Here is a 19,326-nt window from a genome sequence, read left to right on the forward strand (position 1 = left end):
GCCTACTTTCTGAGGAGCACCATGCCCGACCTGCTCGAACTCTCCGCCGAGGACGTCCTCACCACTACCCGCGCCGTCCGCCACCGCCTCGACCTCGACAAACCCGTCGACCCGCGGATCATCCAGCGATGCGTCGAGATCGCCCTGCAGGCGCCGACCGGCCGCAACCGGCAGCGGGCCGCCTTTGTCGTGGTCACCGATCCGCAGCGGCGCGCCGCGCTCGCCGACCTGTGGCGCCGCGGGCGAGCCGCCGGGGGCACCCCGATCTCCGAGGAGGACATGCGGCGCGCCTATGCCAGGCCGCGGTCCATGGAGATGGTCTGGTCCGGGCTCGACCACCTCGACGCCAATCTGCACCGGGTCCCGGCACTGGTCGTACCCTGCATCACCGGTCGGACAGACGACGCACCTGTGTCTGACCAGGCCGGAACCTGGGGTTCGGTCCTCCCGGCGGTCTGGAGCTTCATGCTCGCCGCCCGGATGCACGGCCTGGGCACCTGCTGGACCACGTCCAACCTGCCGGTGGAACGGGACGTGGCCGACCTGCTCGGCATCCCGCACGCCGAGGTCATGCAGGCCGCGCTGATCCCGCTCGCGCACACGGTCGGCACCGACTTCCGGCCGGCGCACCGTGTCCCGGTCGACGAGGTCCTGCACTGGGAACGGTGGTGAGGTGGTGAAGCTGATCGTGACCGGGCAACGGTCGGACGGCACGTCGGCGGTGGCCGAGGAGTCCGAGCCGCTGCCCCTGGCCGGGGCCGCCTTCCCCGGGCTTCGGAACACCCCGCTCTGGACCTCCGACCGGCCACCGGGTCTGCCCCACGACGGCAGCCGGGCGCCGCGCACAACGATGCTCCCGCCGGCCGGCGGGGTGCGTTATTTTCTCCTTACCATCGATCCCGTCGACCCCGCCGCGTCGACGCCGACGCCGGACCAGCTAGCCGACTTCGACCGCTTGTTCCCCGGTCTGCTCGACGCGTGGGACGCCGACGGCTCGGGGATGGAGATCACCGACACCGTCGACTTCGGCATCGTGATCGACGGCTCGATCGTCCTGCGCCTCGACGACGGTGCCGAACGCACCCTGCGCGCGGGCGACGCGTTCGTCCAGCACGGGACCCACCATGGCTGGCGCAACCCCGGACCCGGCCCGGTCACCCTGGCGGTGGTCCTCCTCGGCGCCACCCGGTCCGGCCGATCCCCCGGCACCGGATGACGCTCCCGGCAACCCGGCATCGTGGGGCGGTCAGCGGCAGGAAGGTCCAGGGTGCCGCGTCCAAAGGTGATGCCGGACAGCGCCAAGGCCGCGGTGCACCGCGAGACGGCCGAGCCGGGCGGCGTCGCCGGTGGAGAGAAGTTGCAGTAGTGGATTATCGTCTGCGATCTGATGACGAAACGCATCCGTATCATCGTGGTCGCGGCGCTGGTGATGGTGGCCGGCGGGTGGGTCGGCGCCTTCCTTGCCGAGCGTACGGCCTGGCGGTACGCCCCGGATCTGCCGTCCGGGGCGGCCGCCGGGCGGCTCACGCAGACGGCGTTTCCCGGCCTACGGGTCTACGGTGGCGGGAACGCGCGGATCATCGAGCGGTACGGCGACGGCGACGGCATCCGGTACGGCTCGGCCGGCTACTGGGTCAAGCACACGGCGGCGACCCAGGACGTGGCGGCGTACAGCGCTGGCGTCCGTGACCGGCTGACGGCGGCCGGCTGGGCCGTGCACGACTACCGCGTGACCACGCCCGAGCCCTTGGACGACGGCGGCAACGCGTACGAAGCGACGTTCTGGGCGACCCGCCCTGGGCTGGTTCTCGCGTTCTCCGACCATTACTGGACCGGGCGCCCGTCGTACGACTCGACCGGCGCCGCCGCCTTCGACCTCTGGCGGCAGCCACCGTCCTGGATGCCCGCGGTCGCCTGGGGCGGCGCGATCGGCGGCGCCCTGCTGGCTCTGCTGCTCACGATGTACGTCCGCCGCCGCGCCCACCCCGCCCTGCGCGGTCTGCTCGCTGGTGGCGCTGTCACCGCAGTCGTCCTGCTGCTGCCAAGTACCGTGGCACCTGGTCAGGAGACGCCGCTGGACAGCCCGTGGTGGGGCGGCTTCTACTACTTCGGCCTCCTGCCGGCCATGCTGTCGGCGATCATCGCCGGCGCGATGCTGCTGTCCGCGGTGGCTCAGGAGCCGTTCGTCCGCGCCGGATTCCGGTTCCTCGCCCGCCGGCCTCGAGCGCTGGCCGGGGTCGCGGTGGCCCTCCTGCTCGCGGCCCTGGCGCCGTGGGCGGTGCGGCAGGCCGGCGTCATGCCGTGCCACCCGACCGGCCTCCCGGCCGAGCAGCCCGAGGCCACGGACAGCACCCACATCAAGATCTTCGTGAGCAACACGTCCACCCCGCAGGAGCGGGCGCTCATCGACGCGGCGATCTTCCGCAGCCGCGCCGGCAGCCTGGGCGAGCTGGTGTGGGAACCCGGCTCGGCCGGCTTCCGGGACACCTACTGCGGCGGCGGCCCGGTCCCCGCGTCCGCGGTGGCGTCCCTGCCGTACTACTTCGACGTGGATCTGGCCAATCCGGCCAACTACCCGGCCCTGGCCGAGGAGGTCGGGGGGCTGGCCGGCGTGCTGGCCGTGCGGCGGGCGGCTAGTTCCTGAGCGCAGTGGCCAGCTCGGCCTTGGTCATCCGGGACCGGCCCTCTCTGTTGTGCCGGTTGGCCTCGGCGTACAGCTCGGCTTTGAGGTCTTGTCCGGCGTATGCGGCTTCTCCGACGACTTCATCGTGGGGCCCGGCTTGCCGAACTCCTGGTTACTCGCAAGCACTTCGTTCTTGCCGACTGGAGGCGCAGGAAGACCAGAGCAGTCGAGCCAACATCGACCCCTGTTTCGTCCAGTCACCCGGATGCTCCAGAAGGAAGCACCCTCGGCTCAAAAACTTGACACGCATCCGTTCGCGTGGGCGGTTGTGTCGATGGCTGGGGACCAGTTGGGGACCACACGCTATGCGCGCTCGTGCCCGGACCTGCGCACTTGACATGCGGGGAACGGTCCGCATCGCATTTGACGTGCGGAAATGCCTACTCCAACGGCCTGGCAGTGTGGGGGTAAGGGGTTCAAGTCCCCTCAGCTCCACCTCATCTTGATCTTGAGGTGCGGTAGGTGCCTTGCGGCCGAAGAGCCGGACTGTAATGCCTAACCGGCCCTGAAAGGTCTTGGGGCGGTTCGGCGGTGCCGAGGTCGGCGCAGCTCTCGTCGTAGAGCCACGTAACGTATGGCAGATGGGCGAGCGTTCGTTCGACGAGACCCGGACGACTCGACCCCCCTTGAATGAGGACATGGACCCGGATCTGAGGTCTTTCCACAATGGGCACATGACGCGCATCCGTATTCCCGGCGCTCTGCGCCGTCCATTGGCAACCCTGCTCACCACCGCGGCGGTCCTCCTCGTCGCCGTGGGCTCGCTGGTGATCGCCTTCAGTGACGGCCTCACCGGTGCCAGCCGGGCCAGCGCCGCCACGAACGATCTCGCTCAGTGGAGCCCCGGCCCCGGTCCGGTGCAGCCATGGCCGTTCCGCAATCTCGTCAGCGACTGGCAGGGCCGGTGCGTCGACGTGCCCAACGCCGACTTCAACGACGGCGTACATCTGCAAATGTGGGGCTGCGACCACACCTGGGCTCAGGACTGGCATTACGTGATCAACAGTGATCAGGGTACGTACAAGCTGGAGACCTTGGACTTCGAGTGCATGGACGTGGCCGGGGGTTCAGGGGAGAACGGAACACCGGTACAGATCGTCAGGTGCAACAACGGTCCCGCCCAGCAGTGGAAGCTGACCGGCGCCGGCGACCTGGTCAACCCACAATCGAACAAGTGCCTGGACATCCGGGACTGGAATCCGCACAACGGCGCGGCACTGCAAATCTGGGACTGCGCCGGCACGGCCAACCAGAAGTGGCACTTCGCTTGACCTTGAACCGGCAACGACAACCCACCGCCGCCGATGCCCAGCGCAATCCAGCCGGAGCGCACGCGCGCGAGCAGGTCGAGGTGCGTTTCGTCCTCGGCGAGCACGACCGATCCTGCGGGCAGCGCAACTGCCGTCCAGCTTGGACACGGTCGTCCGCGGTGAGGAAAATGCCGACCAACGTGGCGACGACATCTTCCGCGAGCGCGTCGTCTCGCAGCTTCCCTACGCGCGCCCCCGCCTTGATCAAGGTGGCTACCGCGGCGACGAGAGCATCTTTCGCCTCTCCGGAGGGGGCGGTGCCCATCGGGCCGGCTGACTTGCGGGATGCGGCCACGCCGCGTTTGGCGGCGACGAAATCGCCGTAGCAGTCCATCCACGTCCGCAACGCGACCACTGGCTCCCGGTCCTTAAGCAGCTGGTCCGCGCGTGCGCACAGAGCCGCCCGTTCGGCGCCGTAGACTGCTTCGACCAGCGCCTCGCGGGTCGGGTAGTTCCGGTACACCGTCCCGACGCCGGCTTCACGAGCGAGCGCCTCGACTCGGCGGCTTCGGTCTCAGCCACGTCGATGCGGAGGAGTTGCGCCACGCTCTACCAGCAGGCGTCGTCTGCGTCCAGAACAGCTACAGCCTGATCGATCGCTCCGCTGAGCCTGTGCTGCAGGTCTGCCGCGAGCGTGACATCGCGTGGGTGCCGTACTTCCCACTCGGGTCGGGAATCGCTGGGCTGCCAAAAGTCACCGACCTGCCCGAAGTCCAGGAGGTGGCAGCTCGGCTGAGGGTGACGCCCGCTCAGGTCGGGCTGGCTTGGCTTCTCTCCCGTAGCCCCCAGACCATGCTCATCCCCGGCACCCGCGACCTCGCCCACCTCGAAGAGAATCTGGCCGCAGGTGAAGTGATCCTCGACCAGGAATCACTGACCACGCTGGCTCAATAGCGCTGGAAACAGTCTCTTGGATCAGGGCGGCTCGTTGACGAAGCGGGCCGGTTTCGTCGATGGATCTCTGATGACATGTGGGCTCGGATCGAGCCGTATCTGCCGGACCGGTCGCCGTAACGCAGCGGCCGGTGGGCCGATCACCGGCAGGTGATCGAGGCGATCGCGTGGAAGTACCGCACCGGTTCACCGTGGCGGGACCTTCCGGGCGAGCTGGGCTCGTGGAAGGGCGCCTACTCGCGGTCGCCGACATCATGCGACGCTGACAACACCCGCCGGCGTCCGCGCGGTCAGAGTTTCGCCACCATTCGATCGAGGGTTCGCGGCGCGATTCGTAGCAACGCCGGCATCAGCTTCGCGTTGCCCGGGAACGCCATCGGCCGACGTTCCCGCAGCGCCCTGATCGTTGCTTCCGCGACCTCGGCGGGGGGCAGTTTGGGTCCGGTCTTGGCGGCGGTGGCCGGTGTGTCGGTGGTCGGCGGCAGAACCTCGAGCACGTGAGTGCCGCGGGGCGCGAGCTGGCGGCGCAGGCCCTCGGCGAAGCCGTGCAGCCCGGCCTTTGCGGCGCCGTAGGTCGGTGCGCGCGTCGGAGAGATCAGGGCGAAGCCGGAGGTCACGAAGACGATCGCGGACAGGTCCGGCCAGCGGCGCAACGTCTCGCCGGTCAGGTGGATCGGTGCGGTGAGATTCAGGTCGATCTCCTGGTCGAGGGCGGCGGTCGCGTCGTCGGCCGAGAAGTCTCGTTCGACGAGGCCGCCGGCGTTGTTGATCAGGACGTCGAGCCGGCCGAACCGTTCGCCGACCGCGTCCAGCAGGGCGGTTCGGGCCTGCGGGTCGGTCACGTCGGCCTGGACGGCCAGCCCGTCCGGATGCTTCTCGGTGAAGCGGTCGAGGCCTGCGCGGGACCTGGCGCAGACGGCCACCGCATCGCCCTCCCGCAGGAAGGAGTCCGCGAGGCTCAGGCCGATGCCCGAGGTGCCTCCGGTGATGAGTACGACTCTGCTCGTAGCTTTACCTGTCACAGTTCGATGAGCCTGCTGCGGCGATGCCGGCAAGTCCATGCGCCTCAGACGTCAGTAGCCGTCGGGGCATGGAGAAAGGGGGAGATCGCGAGACCTTTGCCAGGATGCTCGGCGACGGCCCGACGCGACGACGATCATCCCGAACGGGTCGGTCGCGCTGGTCGCGCTCATCCAGGCGTGCATCGTGGCGTGACCATCTCGCGCTGACGTGCGTCGCGATCACCTCGCCCTCAGATACGACTACGTGCTCCGTCCGGTCTGAGGGCCGCCGAGCCTCAATCGAGCAGGATATGACGCAGGGTCCGCGCGAGCCGGTCGACGAGTTCCTCGGGTGGCATCGAGGCGAGCGGCTCGGCGCGGGTGATGTACCGGCTGAAGGCCAGTCCGATCAGGTGTGATCCCAGCAGCGCCACCCGGATGTCGACCTCGTCGCCGTCGGCCGGTGGATCGGGGTCGAGAATCGTCCGGTAGACGGCCGCGCTGCGCTGGTGCATGGCCAGCAGCAGGTCGGTGGCGGTGCCCGCGTCGGTGGCGGCGCTGCGGATGAGGGCGACCAGCGGGTCCTGGGCCGCGTTGGTCTCCATCCGTTCGACGAAGCCGCGGGCGATACGTTCCGGCAGTGTCGCCGGGTCGCCGGCCGCCACGTAGGCCAGGTCGCGGTGGCCGGGCACCGCGGCCAGGAACAGTTGCTCCTTGGAGGAGAACTGCCGCGAGATCAGGCCGTGCGTGACGTCGGCCCGCCGGGCGATCTCCCGCAGGGTGGTGCGGGTGTAGCCGCGCTCGGTGAAGGTGTCACGGGCCGCTTCCAGGATGGCTGCCCGGTGGCCCTGCGGGTCCCGGCGACGTTTGCGAACCGGCTGCTCAGCCGCTGCTTCGGCGGTCATCGCGGAACCCTCATGGAGCCCACGTTACCGCCCTCGCCGTCTTTAATGGCCAACTGGCCATTAAGTGCCGCCGTCGCCGAGACGCGCCTGCTGCACAAGATGCGCCGAGCCGCGACCTCGCTGCTGGCCGCCGTCGAGGCAATGCCGTTGCTGCGCGAGCGGGCCCGCGCCACGATGGCCACCTGAGCACGTCCGCGGCCGATCTCGCCGACCCGGTGCTCGAGGAACCGGCCCCGACCTCGGTCATGCTGCCGACCGGGTTGTCGGAGCTGCTCGCGAGCGTCATCGGAGAACATATTTAGGGACTTGGATCGTCTCCCGCGAGGACGCGACGATCAGAGCATGCCTAGGAAAGCTAGCCCCCCACTTCGAGCCCTACTCGTCGTGGCCGCGGCGCTAACGGTAACCGCCGGCTCGCTCCTCGCTGCGCTCGGGGACGCATTCCCTGGCGGGGACGAAGCCCACGCGGCCGGCCCCCAACCGGCGCAGGACGTCCGGTCCATCTCGAATGGCGAGCGTATCCCGGTCGAGAACTTTCCCGACCTTGGCGCACCGGGCGAGAGCAGCGAGATCGTCAGCCAATGGAAGGGGAGGTGCATCGACGTCCCGGGAGCCAACTTCGAAGCCGGTGTTCAGCTGCAGGTCTGGGGTTGTGACGACACGGACGCCCAGCGGTGGGAGTACGGCGACCGGGAGGCGCGGACGAGCAACAACCTGTGCATGGATGTCGCCGGCGGGTCGCGCGACAACGGCACGGCCGTCCAACTGGCCATCTGCAACGGCAGCCCGGCCCAGAAATGGGTGCTGACGAATGCCGGTGACCTCGTCAACCCGGCGTCCGTTAAGTGCGTCGACATCAAGGACTGGAAAGACGGTAACGGCGCCAAGCTGCAGATCTGGGACTGCACCGGCTCCGCCAACCAGAGGTGGCGCCAGGCCCATCGCGAAGTCAGGCTTTCCGGGTCGTAGGTGGGCCCCGGCTCCGCCGCTCGGATGCGGTCGACGCAGGCCGACGCGGCCTGGCGCAGGGCCCGTTCCGGGTCCTCGCCGGCCGCGCGGCCCGCGGTGTCAGGCGGCCGTCAGTGACCACACCTCGTTCGAGTCGTTGGTACAGGGCCCCCAGGTGAGGTGCTGAGTGCGGTAGTCCTCCACGCAGCCGATCCCCCAGTCGAGTTGGTGGATGCGCCCATCACTGGTGATTTCCCAGTGCACGAGCAGACCACTGTCGCACGCCGCGACGAAGATGCCTGAAGAACTTCCGGTGGACAGGCACAGCCCGGTGCCGGGCGGACGAATGGTCTGCTCAGTCGTCGAGTAGGCCCACTTCTGTGTCGCTGCGTCATCGCATGCGGCGGTGAACACCGGGAGCGCCCGATCGGCGGTCTGTTGCGGCCGGGCGATACAGAGGCCGGTGTCGCTGTTACGCAACACGCCGGTCTTTGTTGCAGCCTGCGCTGCGTTGGCTCCGATCAGACTCGCAGTCAACGCGGCGCAGACCACCACGATGGACATCATCTTTCGCATGGTTTTCCAGCTCCTTCCCTGAGGTGCGCGTGTCAGCCGACGGGACGCGCTGAGTCGGGCAGAGCCTGCCAATGGAGTGGCCGACCAGGCCTCACCAACGGCCCGACTTCGATGAGCATGGATGCTACAAGCTTCAACCTTGCCGGATGTACGCCGCGAGGCGGGACAGTGTCCACCAGGGCAGCGGGTGAGGATGAATGAGTACTTCAGCGTGGGGCTCAGGCTGCTTCGAGCGCCGGTTCTGGTCGAACTTGCCGCCGAGCCCGATCCGTCGGTCATGGTGGCGGGGTCGCCTTCAGGAAACCTTCAGGTTGATAGTTTACTGCTAAAGTGTCGCTTCATGGCTTTGGATGGGCGCTTCGAGTACCGCGTCCTGGGGCCGCTGGAGGCGTTGTTCGGGGGCGTTGTCTTCCCGGTTGGCGGTCCCCGGCATCGAGCGTTGCTGGCGGCATTGCTGGTGCGGCCGAACGCGGTGGTGTCGGCGGATCAGCTGGCTGCGACGTTGTGGGAGCGGCCTCGGGCGCGGTCCAAGAACCTGGTCTACGGCCGGATCTCTGAGATTCGTCTGGCGATGCGTCAGGCCAGTGGTGCGCGGGTGTCTGATTTGGAGACCCGCAGCACCGGTTATCTGTTGCGGGTCGGGCCGGACGCGCTGGATGTGCAGCGGTTCGAGAGTCTGGTCGCGGCGGGTTTGTCGGCTTTCGAGGCTGGTCGGCACGGTGAGGCGGCCGAGGCCCAGAGTGCGGCGCTCGCCTTGTGGCGGGGTCCGGCGTTGCCTGAGCTGACGCATCTGCCTGAGGCCGCGGCGGAGGTCGCGCGGCTGGATGAGTTGCGGATGCGCGCGGTGGAGGCGCGGATCGATGCGCTGCTGGCTGGTGGCCGACATCAGCAGGTCACGGCTGAGTTGGTTGCGTTGGTGGCTGAGCATCCGCTCAACGAGGGTTTGTGGGCGCGGTTGATGTTGGCCCGTTACCGCGCGGGTCTGATGGGTGATGCCACCGCGACGTTCTCCGCGGCTCGCCGCCAGCTGGCCGAGCAACTCGGGGTGGAGCCGGGGGAGTCGTTGCAGCTTCTGTACCAGCAGATTTTGCGGCGTGATCCGGTGTTGATGGTGAGTGAGCGGGGTGGGGGTTCGGCTGTGCCGCAGTTGCGGTCGCGGTCGCTGACCAGTTTCGTCGGCCGAGACCCGGAGCTGGTGGCGGTGCGTGATCTGCTCCGGGCGCAGCGGTTGGTGACGATCACCGGTGTGGGCGGGGCGGGTAAGAGCAGGCTGGCGATCGAGGCGGCGTCGCAGGTCGGAGAGGCGGACGGGTGTCCGGTCTGGTTGGTCGAGCTGGCCGCGTTGGCGCAACCGGATCTGGTGGCCGATGCGGTCGGTGATGTGCTGGGGCTTGCGTCGCACGGCACGCGGCCTCGATTGGAGCTTGTCGAGGAGTATCTGAGTGGTACTCAGGGTTTGCTGGTTCTGGACAATGGTGAGCATCTGATCGATGCGGTTGCGGGGTTCGCTGTCCGGTTGCTTGCCGCCTGTCCCGGTCTGCGCATCCTGACGACCAGCCGGGAACGGCTCGGGGTCACCGGTGAAGTCCTACTGCCCCTGACCGGCCTGGCCCTTCCCGAGGCCGGGGCGGACACGCTGGAAGCGGCGCGGCAGAGTGCCGCCGTCCAACTGTTCATCACGCGGGCCGTCGCCGTCGATCCGGCCTTCGTGCTGACCGACGACACGGTGGCGGCCGTGACCGCGATCTGCCGGAGACTGGACGGCCTGCCGCTGGCCATCGAGCTGGCCGCCGCACAGGCCAACGCGTTCACCGTGACCCAGATGGGCGACCGCCTCGACGACCGCTTCACCCTGCTCAGCCACGGCAGCCGGACGGCCGAGCCCCGGCACCGGACGCTGCAGGCCGTGATCGACTGGAGCTACCGTCTTCTCGACGCCGACGAACGGCGCGTCTTCACCCGGCTGAGCGTGTTCTCCGGCCGGTTCGACCTGGCCTCGGCCGAACAGCTCATCGACGACCTCCGCCAACCGGCCATGCTGCTGGCTGCGCTGGTCGACAAGTCGCTGCTGCTGCGGGAGTCCGGCCGCTACCGGATGCTGGAAACCCTGCGCGCGTACGGATCCGAACGCCTCGCCGAGGAAGGTGAGCTCGCCACCATCCGCAACCGGCACGCCTCGATCATGGCCGGGATGGCCGACGAGCTGGGCCGGCACTACCAGGGCGACCGCCGCGGCCGGACGGTGGATCAGCTCGGCTCGATGATGGACGAGTTCCGGGCCGCGATGGCATGGAGCGTTGCTGATGACGATGCCGAAACGGCCATGCGCATCGCGGCTGCCCTGGCCATCTACTGGCATATCACCGGGCAGTACGCGGTCGGCCGCCGTTGGCTGGAACATGCCCTGAACGGCCCTGGCCCCTCGTCGCCGGCCGTCCGCGCCCAGGCGTTGAGCGGGCTGACCGCGTTGACGTCGGTGACCGGCGACCTGGCGGCCACCACCGCCGCGGCCGAGGAGGCGGCCGAGTTGTTCGAACGGATCGGCGACCGGCGCGGGTACGGCCTGGTGCTGCGCCGCCTCGCCACCGCCGAAACCATGGCCGGGCACCTCGACCGGGCCGAGAAGTTGCTGCCGACGGTGATCGACGCCGGGCGGGAGACCGAGTGGCCGTGGCTGCTGGGCTGGGGCTACACGCTGATCGGGATGATCCGTGGCCTGCGGCGCGACACGGACGGCGTCGAACAACTGGCCGCCGCCGCCGAGGCGGTGCTGCTCGAGGCAGGCGACCCCGAGATCCTCGCCTACGCCCGGCTGGTCCGGGCCGAGGCGGCCCGCACCCTGTACGGACCGGCCGCCGGCGTCGGCTGGCTCTGCGACGGCCTCCGCGCCCTGGTCCGGGTGGAGATGCCGCTGAGCATCGCCCTGGGTCTGCAGTTCGCGATCCTGTTGCTGGTCGACCTCGGGTGGTCTGGTCCGGAGCTGATGGTCCGCTCGGCCGCGCACGAGCTACGCCGCTGGACCGGCGGCGCCCCCTTCCCGACCCACCTCGAGCAACAGGAACGACGGCTCGCGTATCTGCGGGAGCGCCTGGGTGATGAGGAGTTCACCGCGCGCTGGGAGGCCGGGCGGGTGCGTCCGATCGGCGAGATCGTAGAAGAGGTGTGTCGCGAGCTGACCGACCGCGTGGGCTACTGAGCCTGTGCCTGAAGACGGACCGGACAAAGTGCGACTGATCCATTTCATCTCGAGGGTGCAGGTCGCGGGCGGCACGGGAGGCTGATGTCCAACCCAGGACTTGGTTCTGAACCACCTCGCCGGCCCTCATCCGAATTCGCCGCCGGCGCCTCGAGCCTCACCGTCAGTCCGTGCTCGCGCTGGCTCACCTGCGCAACGGCAACACCCTGCCCCGCCTGACCGCCGGCTTCGAGATCGGCGTCATGAAGGCCTGGCGTCACGTCCGCGAGGGGCATCGACCTGCTCGCCGCGACCGCCGACGACTTGGCCACCGTGATGACGGAGACCAGGCTGCTCGCCTACACGCGAAACAGCCGCAGTCCCATTGGCACGCCTTTCGGCCTTCCCTGCCACGCCTTTCTAATCGCCGGCGAGCGCCGCACGACAACTGACGCACGATGTAACTCCGCGTGCAGGCACTGGATCCGAACTCGCGCCTAACGGATCCGCTACTCGCGCTCAGGACCGCCCGATCCGTGTCGGTGCGCTGAGCCTGGCATGACTCGAGCGCATCGACCTCACCGCGGGGTCGTTCGGGCAGTGTCATCGACGCGCAGTTGATCAGCAAGTCGGCGCGTGACCATGATGGCAGCCGTGGTCTCTGTCCCTGGTCCCTGGCGCGACACCACCGAGGATCGTGAACCGGTAGGCCGTCAGGTGCGTCCGTTGTCTGGTGTGGATTTCATAGGAGGAACAATGCGCGACCTTTACGATCTTGCCGCCCGCGCCACTGCCGATCCGACCGGCGCCGTTGTCGCGGAGTTGAATAACCACGTCATCGAGGAGTTTCGAGCGAGCTCCGGCAAGGTCGCCGGCCCTTTCGCCAGCCAAGATCTGCTGCTGCTTCACCATCGTGGCGCAAAGACCGGGGGTGAACGCGTGAATCCGCTCGGCTATCTACGTCACCAGGACACGCTGTTTATCGTGGCCTCGTCGGGTGCTGCCGCGACCAACCCGTCTTGGTATCACAACATCAAAGCGCACCCGGAGATCACCATCGAGGTCGGAGCCGAGACGATGGCTGTGGTCGCATACGAGCTTTCCGATGACGAACGCTCGTCCGTGTGGCCGGTGTTCACGGCCCGCTATCCAGCGCTGACCCAGTACGAGAAATCCACCTCCAGGCGGATGCCTGTTTTTCGACTGGCCCTGGCCGATAACGCTTAAGGGATGATGTGCGCCGGCCAGTAACCGGTCCGTACCGACTTTCAATCCTTGATCCATCGTAAATGCTCTGCTTCGTAGACGGGCTCGGCGCTGCTCCACGAAAACCGTGTTCCATTGGTTTCTGTTCGCGGCTCGGCGACGTCGACGTGTGTGGCAGGCAAAGCGTCTACGACTCGCTGCGCGACGCCGGGTGTCATGTAGTGGTGCCGCAGAGACAGCGATTCGAGGTGAATGAGCGATTGACCGGTGGTTCGGGAGCGTTGGCCGTCGCCGCCGCAGAGCGCGGATATCAGGTCACGAGCGTAGAGATGTCGCCGATGACGGCCACCTATCTCGCCGGCCGCCTGGCACCGTACGGCGGCTCCACGGGAATGCTGGTCGATCCACAGGCTATGCCCTACGAGGCGGACACATTCGACGCTGCGTTCTCGGTCCTCAAGCTGCTGAGCCTCGGTCCCATCAGCGTCGGTGCCACTCGAGAAATGTGCCGAGTGGTCCGGCCCGGCGGGACCATCGCCGTGGCGCATTGGGCTGTCGCCCATGCCTCACCGGTACACAAGATTCTCGTCGACGCCTCGCGTGATCTCGACGATCCGCGAATCTCCGGCGAGAGGGCTCGACTCGAAGGCGCGCTGATTGAGCGGCTGCGGCGTATCCAGAAAGGACTCGAGCCCAATCCGCAGGCCCAGTTCAACGTCGTCTACGCCGAAGTTCCGGGCACCGCATCCGCTCACTAGTTCCCGTTTTTCATTCGAACGAGTCGCCATCGCGGGGTGCGCCGGTGGCGAAGAGTTCGTGACGCTTGCCAGTCACTTGCTCGAACAACGACTGTTCCGATCGAGGTGCGGCGTTCCCGGCGGCAGATCAGGCGGCTGCCGCCGGGAAGGTGTCCGCTGAGCACGGATGTGAGCGCTTCCGGGCGCCGGGCAGGTCAGGTGGTGAGCCGCCGGATCAACAGGTACATCGTGCAGCCCAGGCAGTAACCGAAGGCGGCATTCAGGAATGAAGCCATCAGGCCGAGTGCGGCAGCGATGATGCCGAGTGCCGGTATGTCGGTGAAGAATCCGACGGCGGCCACGGCCGCGAAGGCGAAACCCACGGTCTGTGCGAAGCGTACGGGCGCTGCCGGCTCAAGCTCGGCAGGTGGCTCGAGGCGGGGGAGCAGCACCTTGCGAAAGACGTGCGAATACGGGCCGTTACCCGGGGAGAGTGCGGTCAGTGCGAAGACCACGGCTTGGAAGACTGCTGGCCAGGCCCACCCGGTAATCAGTACAACGGCGAACATGATGCTGCCGATTGTGGCGCCGAAACGAACGCCACGCGGATCGAGTTCCATGGCGACGAGCGTGTCATGAAAGGGGCGGCCCGCACTCATGGGGATTTTCACTGACGCGCCAATGAACCGGGTCCGTGTCCGAGCCGTCATTCAGTTTCTACATGCTGCTGAGGGCGAGAGCGAAGGCCGCTCCGGACGCGGCGAGCAGGCAGCCGAGTGCCCCGCCCGTGACCAGCAGCGCGGGACGTGTCCGCAGGCGGAGCCGGAGCAGTAGGTAGGCGCCGGTCGCGCCGAGGAAGGCGAGCACGCCGAGATAGGACACGAAGGCGAAGCTCAGGCCGATCAAGGCGGCGGCCGCGATGGCCACCGACACCGTCTTTCGCCGGTCGAGGTCACGTGCCAAGGCCAGGTAGGTGACCGCACCGACGAGCAGCAGGACGGCGACCGCGGCCGCGGCGACGCTGGCCTGAGCCAGCAGGACGATCAGAAAAAGAGCGGCCGCGATGCCGGCGGTCGCGCCGGCGCCCGCTGTCGCCGCCGGACGGAAGCCGCGCCTCGCCAGGAGCGCGAGGAAGGTGACACCGCCGGAATAGAGGGCGGCCACAATGAAGAGAATTGCCAGCGAGAGATCCATGGCGCTGATCGTAGAACAATGGTGCACGGGTATTTCAGGGCATGAATTGGTGTATGAAAGCGGCGGCCTCAGCCAGGCTGTTCGGGTTGGTCCGTTAAAGATGGCGTGCGGGTTGAGAGCAGTTCCGACAACACGGTAGGCAGCATGACGGCGGCGGCGCGGGTGTACCCGAGGCTGGAGGGGTGGAAGCGGTCGTGGCCGAACATGCGTTCCGGGTCGGCCTCGAAGTAGGGGTTGAGCAAGGAGGACAACGACACGGCGGCGCCCCCGGCGCGGATCACCTCGACTGTTTGAGCCGCCGCCAGCCGTCTGCTCAGGAACCGTGCCAGCCAGCGGATCGGCGGCCGGAACGGCGGCAGCACGCCGAGGTCGGGGCAGGTCCCGACGACGACCTTGGCGCCGGCTGCCCGTAACCGGCGCACCTCGGCGCCGAGCTGTCGGGCGAGATCGCGCTGGGCCGACAGAGTGGTGACGTCGTTCGCGCCGATGAAGATGACGGCCATGTCCGGTGCCAGGCCGATGGCCCGGTCCACCTGATGGCGCAGATCGGGAGTCTCCGAACCCATCACCGCCAGAGTGTGGGCCGTGACCCGTCGCCCGACGCGCCGAGATATCCCGGCCGCCAGCAGCGCAGCCGGGATGTCCCGCGAACGCTCGGCACCATAGCCGGCCGCGAAGGAGTCGCCGAGCAGCACCAGGGTGAGCGGGCCGTGCGATGTTCGCCGACCGGAACTCGCGTCTCCTCGTGGCGGCGGATCGAGCGGTACCGGGATCCCACGCCGGGTGAACACCATCTGCCAGCCGATCGTGGCCGCCGCTATTGCGGGGACGCCGAGAAGCGGAACGGCCAGAAGGAGAGTCAGCACGCGTCAGCCCTACGCACAGTTTTCCCTTCATTCGATCGGCGTCGGCCAACCTCTGGGAGAGGAGAGGTTCGAATTGACCGAGGACGCCTCGTCGTCCAAGCCCGCGACCAGCCGCGCGTTGGGTCGACTGCGGCGAGCGATGAACGACCCGATCATGGTCCGGGCGGGACGAAGGCTCGTGCCGGCACCGTTCGCACTCCGTTCCAGAGTCCAGGTAAGAGCGCTTCTCGAAACGGCCACCCAGTTGCCGACCACCCACGCCGGCAACCCCTTCACCTGGCGGCGCACATTCGCCATCCGCATCAACGACGGGCTCACCCCAGTCGTCAGCTGTCCTCGCGAATGAGCTCAGCGGCGCGTTCGGCCACGGCGATGGCGGTGCTGTGGGTGTTCGCACGCACGATGGTGGGAAACACCGACGTGTCGGCGATGTGGAGGCCTCGCAGGCCGCGGACCTGCAGGCGGGGCGTGCACACGGCTGTTTCGTCCAGTCCGATCTTGGCGGTGCCCACCGGGTGGTAGTAGGAACCGGTCGTCCCGCGGATGAAGTCCTCCGTCTGTTCGCGGTCGGCGTCCAGGGCCAGACCCAGCATCGGGCCGAGGTGACTGCCGAGCGGGTCTGTCGTGAAGATCTGCTGGAGTTGCTGGAGACCGGCGGTCATCCGGGTGAGGTCGTTGGGCGCGGACAGGTAGCCAGGATCAACTCGGGGCGTGTCGTGGAAGTCGGAGCTGGCCAGCCGCACGGTGCCGACGCTGTCGGGGGCGAGCAGGCCGACCACGCCGAGCACCGCCCCGCCCAGGGTCGCGGCGAGCACCGGCCCCACCATCGCGGCCAGCGCATCACCGCGCAGCGTCGGCGTGATGACCAGGTGCAGGTCAGGCCCGGACCCGGCATCCGAGCTGCGCACAGCGGCCAGGGCCTGCCCCGAGGAGGACAGCGGTCCTCGCTGCATCAGCCGGTACGAGCTCTCCGGATCGTCCTCACGTGGTCCCGGCGCGTCCAGCACTGGCCACAGCGTGGGAAGCAGCGGATGGTCCCGCAGGTTTCCGCCCACGCCCGGCAGGTCCACGATCACGGGCACACCGACTTCCCGCAGATGATCGGCAGGCCCGACACCGGAGAGCATGAGCAGCTTGGGGGTGTGAATCGCACCCGCGGCGAGCACGACACCGCGCCGTACGAGGATCTCGGTCCCGCCGTCAGTTCCACATCGGACGCCGGTCACCTGGCCGTTCTCGATGATGAGTGACGTGACCGGGCATTCGACTCGTACATCGAGGTTGTCTCGGTCGATCGCCTCGGCGAGGTAGCCGGTGACGACGCTCGACCGGCGTCCGGCCCGGATGTTGCCGGGCACCAGGCCTGCTGCGATGCGACGCTCGCCATTGAGATCATCGCTGACCGGGATCCCGAGCTTCTCGCACGACTCCAGGAAAGCCGGCGTGAGCGGCGCGATGTATCGGGGAGTCGACACCGCGATCGGGCCGCCGGCACCATGCCAAGGCCCGGCCCCGAGCTCGTGGTCCTCGCTCGCCCGCAGATAGGGCGCGATGTTCTCCCAGGACCATCCGAGGGCGCCACTGCTGGACCAGCCGTCGAAATCGCCCGGTTGGCCCTGCAACCATCCCAGCGTATTGACGCTGCTCCCTCCGCCGAGGCCACGCCCGGTCATCAGCGACAGCGCGCGACCGCCGAGACCAGTCTGAGCGACGGTCAAGTTCTCATGAACCGACGCCCCCTGCTGGAGAACGGGCGCAAGAGCCGGAGTGGACACCAGGTGCTCGTCCAGCACGGGACCGGCCTCCAGCAGGATCACCGTCCGCCGGGAATCCTCGGCCAACCGCGACGCCACGACGCAGCCGGCCGCCCCCGCACCCACGACGACGTGGTCGACGACAGCGGGTAGGCCGGCTGTTCCGGCGTTGATCGATTCCATGCCCGCAGGTCTACCGACCCGGCATCGAAGCGAACAAGCAGCCGGTGAACTAGGGCAACAGGTCGGGACTAACTCGTCGAGTAGTGGACGGGCAGCGAAGGGGCGCGGCAACGGCTCGCCGCCGCCGCCAGGATCCTGGCCCGGCGGCGAGAAGAGGACCGGGTGCAGCGCCGTGAGGAAGTCTTGTCCGGGTCCTGATCGGAGGGCTTGCCCACCGCCGGTGTGGTACCTGGGTAGCACGGCGGGAGGGCACCGCGGGTGGATGGCGGAGCCGTTCCGTCTCCGTAGTTTCAAAGCCATGAGACCTCTGGACGGACGTACGGGCAACGGTGCAATCGCACGCCCGCCAGGAACGCTATGGCGTCGGTTCGCCATGGTGTTCCTGGCGGTGGTGGCCTCCGGTATGGGTGTGCCCGCCGCGGTTGCCGGGCAGACCACAGCCGGAGCTGACCGGTTCTCCGGGCAGACGCTGACCTGGGAGCCCTGCAATGACAATGAACTGGTGCTGGACTGCACCGACGTGACTGTCCCGGTGGACTGGTCGCGCCCGCAGGGTCAGACGATCGAGTTGCGGGTGCATCGGCACAAGGCCTCCGGCCCCAGCCGGGGTTCGCTGCTGCTGAACCCGGGTGGCCCCGGCGGACTGGGAAAACCGTTCCTGGAGTTCGCGGCGCGCATGTTCAGCCGGCCGGTGATCGACGGGTTCGATCTGGTCAGCTTCGATCCTCGCGGAGTCGGTGAGTCCGCGCCCCTGAGCTGCCCGGCCGAGGCCGACGCGGCGTTCCGGAAGTCGGATCCGTCGCCGGACGACCTACGGGAGCGGATCGCCCGGGAGGCGGCTGCCCGGACGTGGGTGCGGGCGTGCCGGGCGAAGTCGGGGCCGATCTTCGATCATGTCGACACGGTCAGCGCGGCCCGGGACCTCGACGTGTTGCGGGCGGTGCTCGGCGACGACAAGCTGTCGTACTTCGGCGGCTCCTACGGCACCCGCCTCGGCCTGCGCTACGCGGACCTGTTCCCCACCCGGATCAAGCGCATGGTGCTGGACGCGGTCGTCGATCCGGCGCAGGACAACAGGGCCTTCCTCACCGACGTGGCCAAGGGTGAGGAGCGAGGTCTGGACGCGTACCTGAGCACCTGCGACGACCGTGCCGGCTGCCCGTTCCACGGATTGTCTCTTGCGCGGAGCCGAGCCGCGGTGGCGAAACTGTTCAAGGCAGCCGATCAGCAGCCGGCCGAGCAGTTGCAGCTGGTCAACCTGACGGAGGACTACCTATCCAATCCGGCCGGCGCTCCCGAGCTGGACAGCCTGTTCACGGCGGTGCGCGCCGGTGATCACAGCGTTCTCGAGCCGGACCCTGACACCCGCATCGATCAGAGCGCGATCCAATGCCTCGATCTCCCGGACCGTCGCAGCGCGGCTCAGGTCATGGCCGACACGACCGCCTTGACCCGAAAGCGGCCGGTGTTCGGACCGGAGGTCATGTCGGGCACGCCGTGCCCGCAGTGGCCGGGTGGCGGGGTGTCCGACCCGCATCCGGTCACCGCCCGTGGCTCGGTGCCGATCGTGTTGCTCGCCGGGACCGGCGACCCCGCGGCGCTCTATGAATGGGGACGATCCGCCGCGGCCGATCTGGAGAACGGCCGACTGCTGACGCGCAAGGGCAACGGGCACGGATCGTACGTCTACGGCGCCTGCCGCCCGGAGGTGGACCGCTACCTTCTTGACGGGGTGCCGCCGCCGCGCGGTGGCGCGGTGTGCGCCGTGTAGGTCTTGTCGCCGTACCGGCGCGGGCTTGCCTGACCAGGTGAGTCCGTGCCGGTGTGCCCAGACGACGGTGTGTACGCGGTCGCGGGCGTTCAGCTTGGCCAGGACGCGGCCGACGTGGGTTCT

General features: G+C 68.3%; 18 protein-coding genes and 3 pseudogenes. 13 read left to right on the forward strand and 8 right to left on the reverse strand.

The features are described 5' to 3' along the window. Positions 1–21 precede the first annotated feature (21 nt). From QSK31_RS22265 to QSK31_RS22280, 4 genes are all read left to right on the forward strand, one after another. A complete protein-coding gene (locus QSK31_RS22265) occupies positions 22–672 on the forward strand; it encodes a nitroreductase family protein (protein ID WP_285686215.1) in 651 nt (216 codons plus the stop codon). A gap of 1 nt (position 673) precedes the next feature. Then, complete coding sequence (locus tag QSK31_RS22270; protein WP_285686216.1) at positions 674–1,216, forward strand: cupin domain-containing protein; 543 nt, start codon at positions 674–676, stop codon at positions 1,214–1,216. A 171-nt stretch (positions 1,217–1,387) separates the two neighbouring features. Continuing rightward, positions 1,388–2,644, forward strand: a complete 1,257-nt coding sequence (locus tag QSK31_RS22275; protein ID WP_285686217.1) for a hypothetical protein — start codon at positions 1,388–1,390, stop codon at positions 2,642–2,644. A 713-nt stretch (positions 2,645–3,357) separates the two neighbouring features. Further along, positions 3,358–3,954 carry an RICIN domain-containing protein gene (locus QSK31_RS22280; RefSeq protein WP_285686218.1) on the forward strand — a complete coding sequence of 199 codons (597 nt, stop codon included), beginning with the start codon at positions 3,358–3,360 and terminating at the stop codon, positions 3,952–3,954. A 160-nt stretch (positions 3,955–4,114) separates the two neighbouring features. Here QSK31_RS22280 and QSK31_RS48845 read toward each other — a convergent pair. Beyond that, positions 4,115–4,456: pseudogene (locus QSK31_RS48845) on the reverse strand (TetR/AcrR family transcriptional regulator); the annotation flags it as partial. Here QSK31_RS48845 and QSK31_RS22285 point away from each other — a divergent pair. Beyond that, entirely contained in the window at positions 4,381–4,887 is a 507-nt protein-coding gene (locus tag QSK31_RS22285) for an aldo/keto reductase (protein WP_285686219.1), read from the forward strand. The pseudogene QSK31_RS48845 and the gene QSK31_RS22285 sit on opposite strands and share 76 nt — an antisense overlap. 141 nt (positions 4,888–5,028) lie before the next feature. After that, positions 5,029–5,118, forward strand: a pseudogene (locus QSK31_RS49240) (transposase); the annotation flags it as partial. A 59-nt stretch (positions 5,119–5,177) separates the two neighbouring features. Here QSK31_RS49240 and QSK31_RS22295 read toward each other — a convergent pair. Both QSK31_RS22295 and QSK31_RS22300 read right to left on the reverse strand, forming a co-directional pair. Then, a complete protein-coding gene (locus QSK31_RS22295; protein ID WP_285686220.1) occupies positions 5,178–5,909 on the reverse strand; it encodes an SDR family NAD(P)-dependent oxidoreductase in 732 nt (243 codons plus the stop codon). Between the two features lie 275 nt (positions 5,910–6,184). Beyond that, the gene (locus QSK31_RS22300; RefSeq protein ID WP_285686221.1) at positions 6,185–6,793 is read right to left on the reverse strand and encodes a TetR/AcrR family transcriptional regulator; all 609 of its coding nucleotides are present in this window, start codon (positions 6,791–6,793) and stop codon (positions 6,185–6,187) included. A 45-nt stretch (positions 6,794–6,838) separates the two neighbouring features. On the opposite strand from QSK31_RS22300, the gene QSK31_RS22305 reads away from it, so the two are divergent. Together QSK31_RS22305 and QSK31_RS22310 are read left to right on the forward strand one after the other, a co-directional pair. Then, positions 6,839–6,979, forward strand: coding sequence for a hypothetical protein (locus tag QSK31_RS22305; RefSeq protein ID WP_285686222.1), 141 nt, complete (start codon positions 6,839–6,841; stop codon positions 6,977–6,979). 198 nt (positions 6,980–7,177) lie between these two features. After that, positions 7,178–7,762 carry an RICIN domain-containing protein gene (locus QSK31_RS22310; RefSeq protein ID WP_285686223.1) on the forward strand — a complete coding sequence of 195 codons (585 nt, stop codon included), beginning with the start codon at positions 7,178–7,180 and terminating at the stop codon, positions 7,760–7,762. 99 nt (positions 7,763–7,861) lie between these two features. On the opposite strand, the gene QSK31_RS22315 is transcribed toward QSK31_RS22310, so the two are convergent. After that, positions 7,862–8,308, reverse strand: coding sequence for an RICIN domain-containing protein (locus tag QSK31_RS22315; protein WP_285686224.1), 447 nt, complete (start codon positions 8,306–8,308; stop codon positions 7,862–7,864). A gap of 202 nt (positions 8,309–8,510) precedes the next feature. Here QSK31_RS22315 and QSK31_RS22320 point away from each other — a divergent pair, with 202 nt between their 5' ends. The 4 genes and pseudogenes from QSK31_RS22320 to QSK31_RS22335 all read left to right on the forward strand — a co-directional run bounded on the left by QSK31_RS22320 (position 8,511) and on the right by QSK31_RS22335 (position 13,456). Beyond that, entirely contained in the window at positions 8,511–11,513 is a 3,003-nt protein-coding gene (locus tag QSK31_RS22320; RefSeq protein ID WP_285686225.1) for an AfsR/SARP family transcriptional regulator, read from the forward strand. Positions 11,514–11,613: 100 nt separating this feature from the next. Then, positions 11,614–11,855, forward strand: a pseudogene (locus tag QSK31_RS22325) (IS5/IS1182 family transposase); the annotation flags it as partial. A 393-nt stretch (positions 11,856–12,248) separates the two neighbouring features. Further along, positions 12,249–12,719: a nitroreductase family deazaflavin-dependent oxidoreductase gene (locus QSK31_RS22330; RefSeq protein ID WP_285686226.1), complete on the forward strand. Its 471-nt coding sequence runs from the start codon at positions 12,249–12,251 to the stop codon at positions 12,717–12,719. Between the two features lie 62 nt (positions 12,720–12,781). Continuing rightward, complete coding sequence (locus QSK31_RS22335; protein WP_285686227.1) at positions 12,782–13,456, forward strand: methyltransferase domain-containing protein; 675 nt, start codon at positions 12,782–12,784, stop codon at positions 13,454–13,456. Between the two features lie 194 nt (positions 13,457–13,650). Here QSK31_RS22335 and QSK31_RS22340 read toward each other — a convergent pair whose 3' ends face one another. The 4 genes from QSK31_RS22340 to QSK31_RS22355 all read right to left on the reverse strand — a co-directional run bounded on the left by QSK31_RS22340 (position 13,651) and on the right by QSK31_RS22355 (position 17,432). Then, positions 13,651–14,055 (reverse strand): DUF4395 domain-containing protein, encoded by a 405-nt coding sequence (locus QSK31_RS22340; RefSeq protein ID WP_285686228.1) that lies wholly within the window; start codon positions 14,053–14,055, stop codon positions 13,651–13,653. A gap of 97 nt (positions 14,056–14,152) precedes the next feature. After that, positions 14,153–14,629: a hypothetical protein gene (locus QSK31_RS22345; protein WP_285686229.1), complete on the reverse strand. Its 477-nt coding sequence runs from the start codon at positions 14,627–14,629 to the stop codon at positions 14,153–14,155. Between the two features lie 68 nt (positions 14,630–14,697). Further along, positions 14,698–15,324 (reverse strand): SGNH/GDSL hydrolase family protein, encoded by a 627-nt coding sequence (locus QSK31_RS22350; RefSeq protein ID WP_285686230.1) that lies wholly within the window; start codon positions 15,322–15,324, stop codon positions 14,698–14,700. Positions 15,325–15,821: 497 nt separating this feature from the next. Then, positions 15,822–17,432 carry a GMC family oxidoreductase gene (locus QSK31_RS22355; RefSeq protein ID WP_285686231.1) on the reverse strand — a complete coding sequence of 537 codons (1,611 nt, stop codon included), beginning with the start codon at positions 17,430–17,432 and terminating at the stop codon, positions 15,822–15,824. 373 nt (positions 17,433–17,805) lie between these two features. Here QSK31_RS22355 and QSK31_RS22360 point away from each other — a divergent pair, with 373 nt between their 5' ends. Beyond that, positions 17,806–19,203, forward strand: coding sequence for an alpha/beta hydrolase (locus QSK31_RS22360; RefSeq protein ID WP_285686232.1), 1,398 nt, complete (start codon positions 17,806–17,808; stop codon positions 19,201–19,203). Positions 19,204–19,326: the final 123 nt, after the last annotated feature.

It is taken from the genome of Actinoplanes sp. NBRC 103695 (assembly GCF_030269485.1).
GTDB lineage: Bacteria > Actinomycetota > Actinomycetes > Mycobacteriales > Micromonosporaceae > Actinoplanes.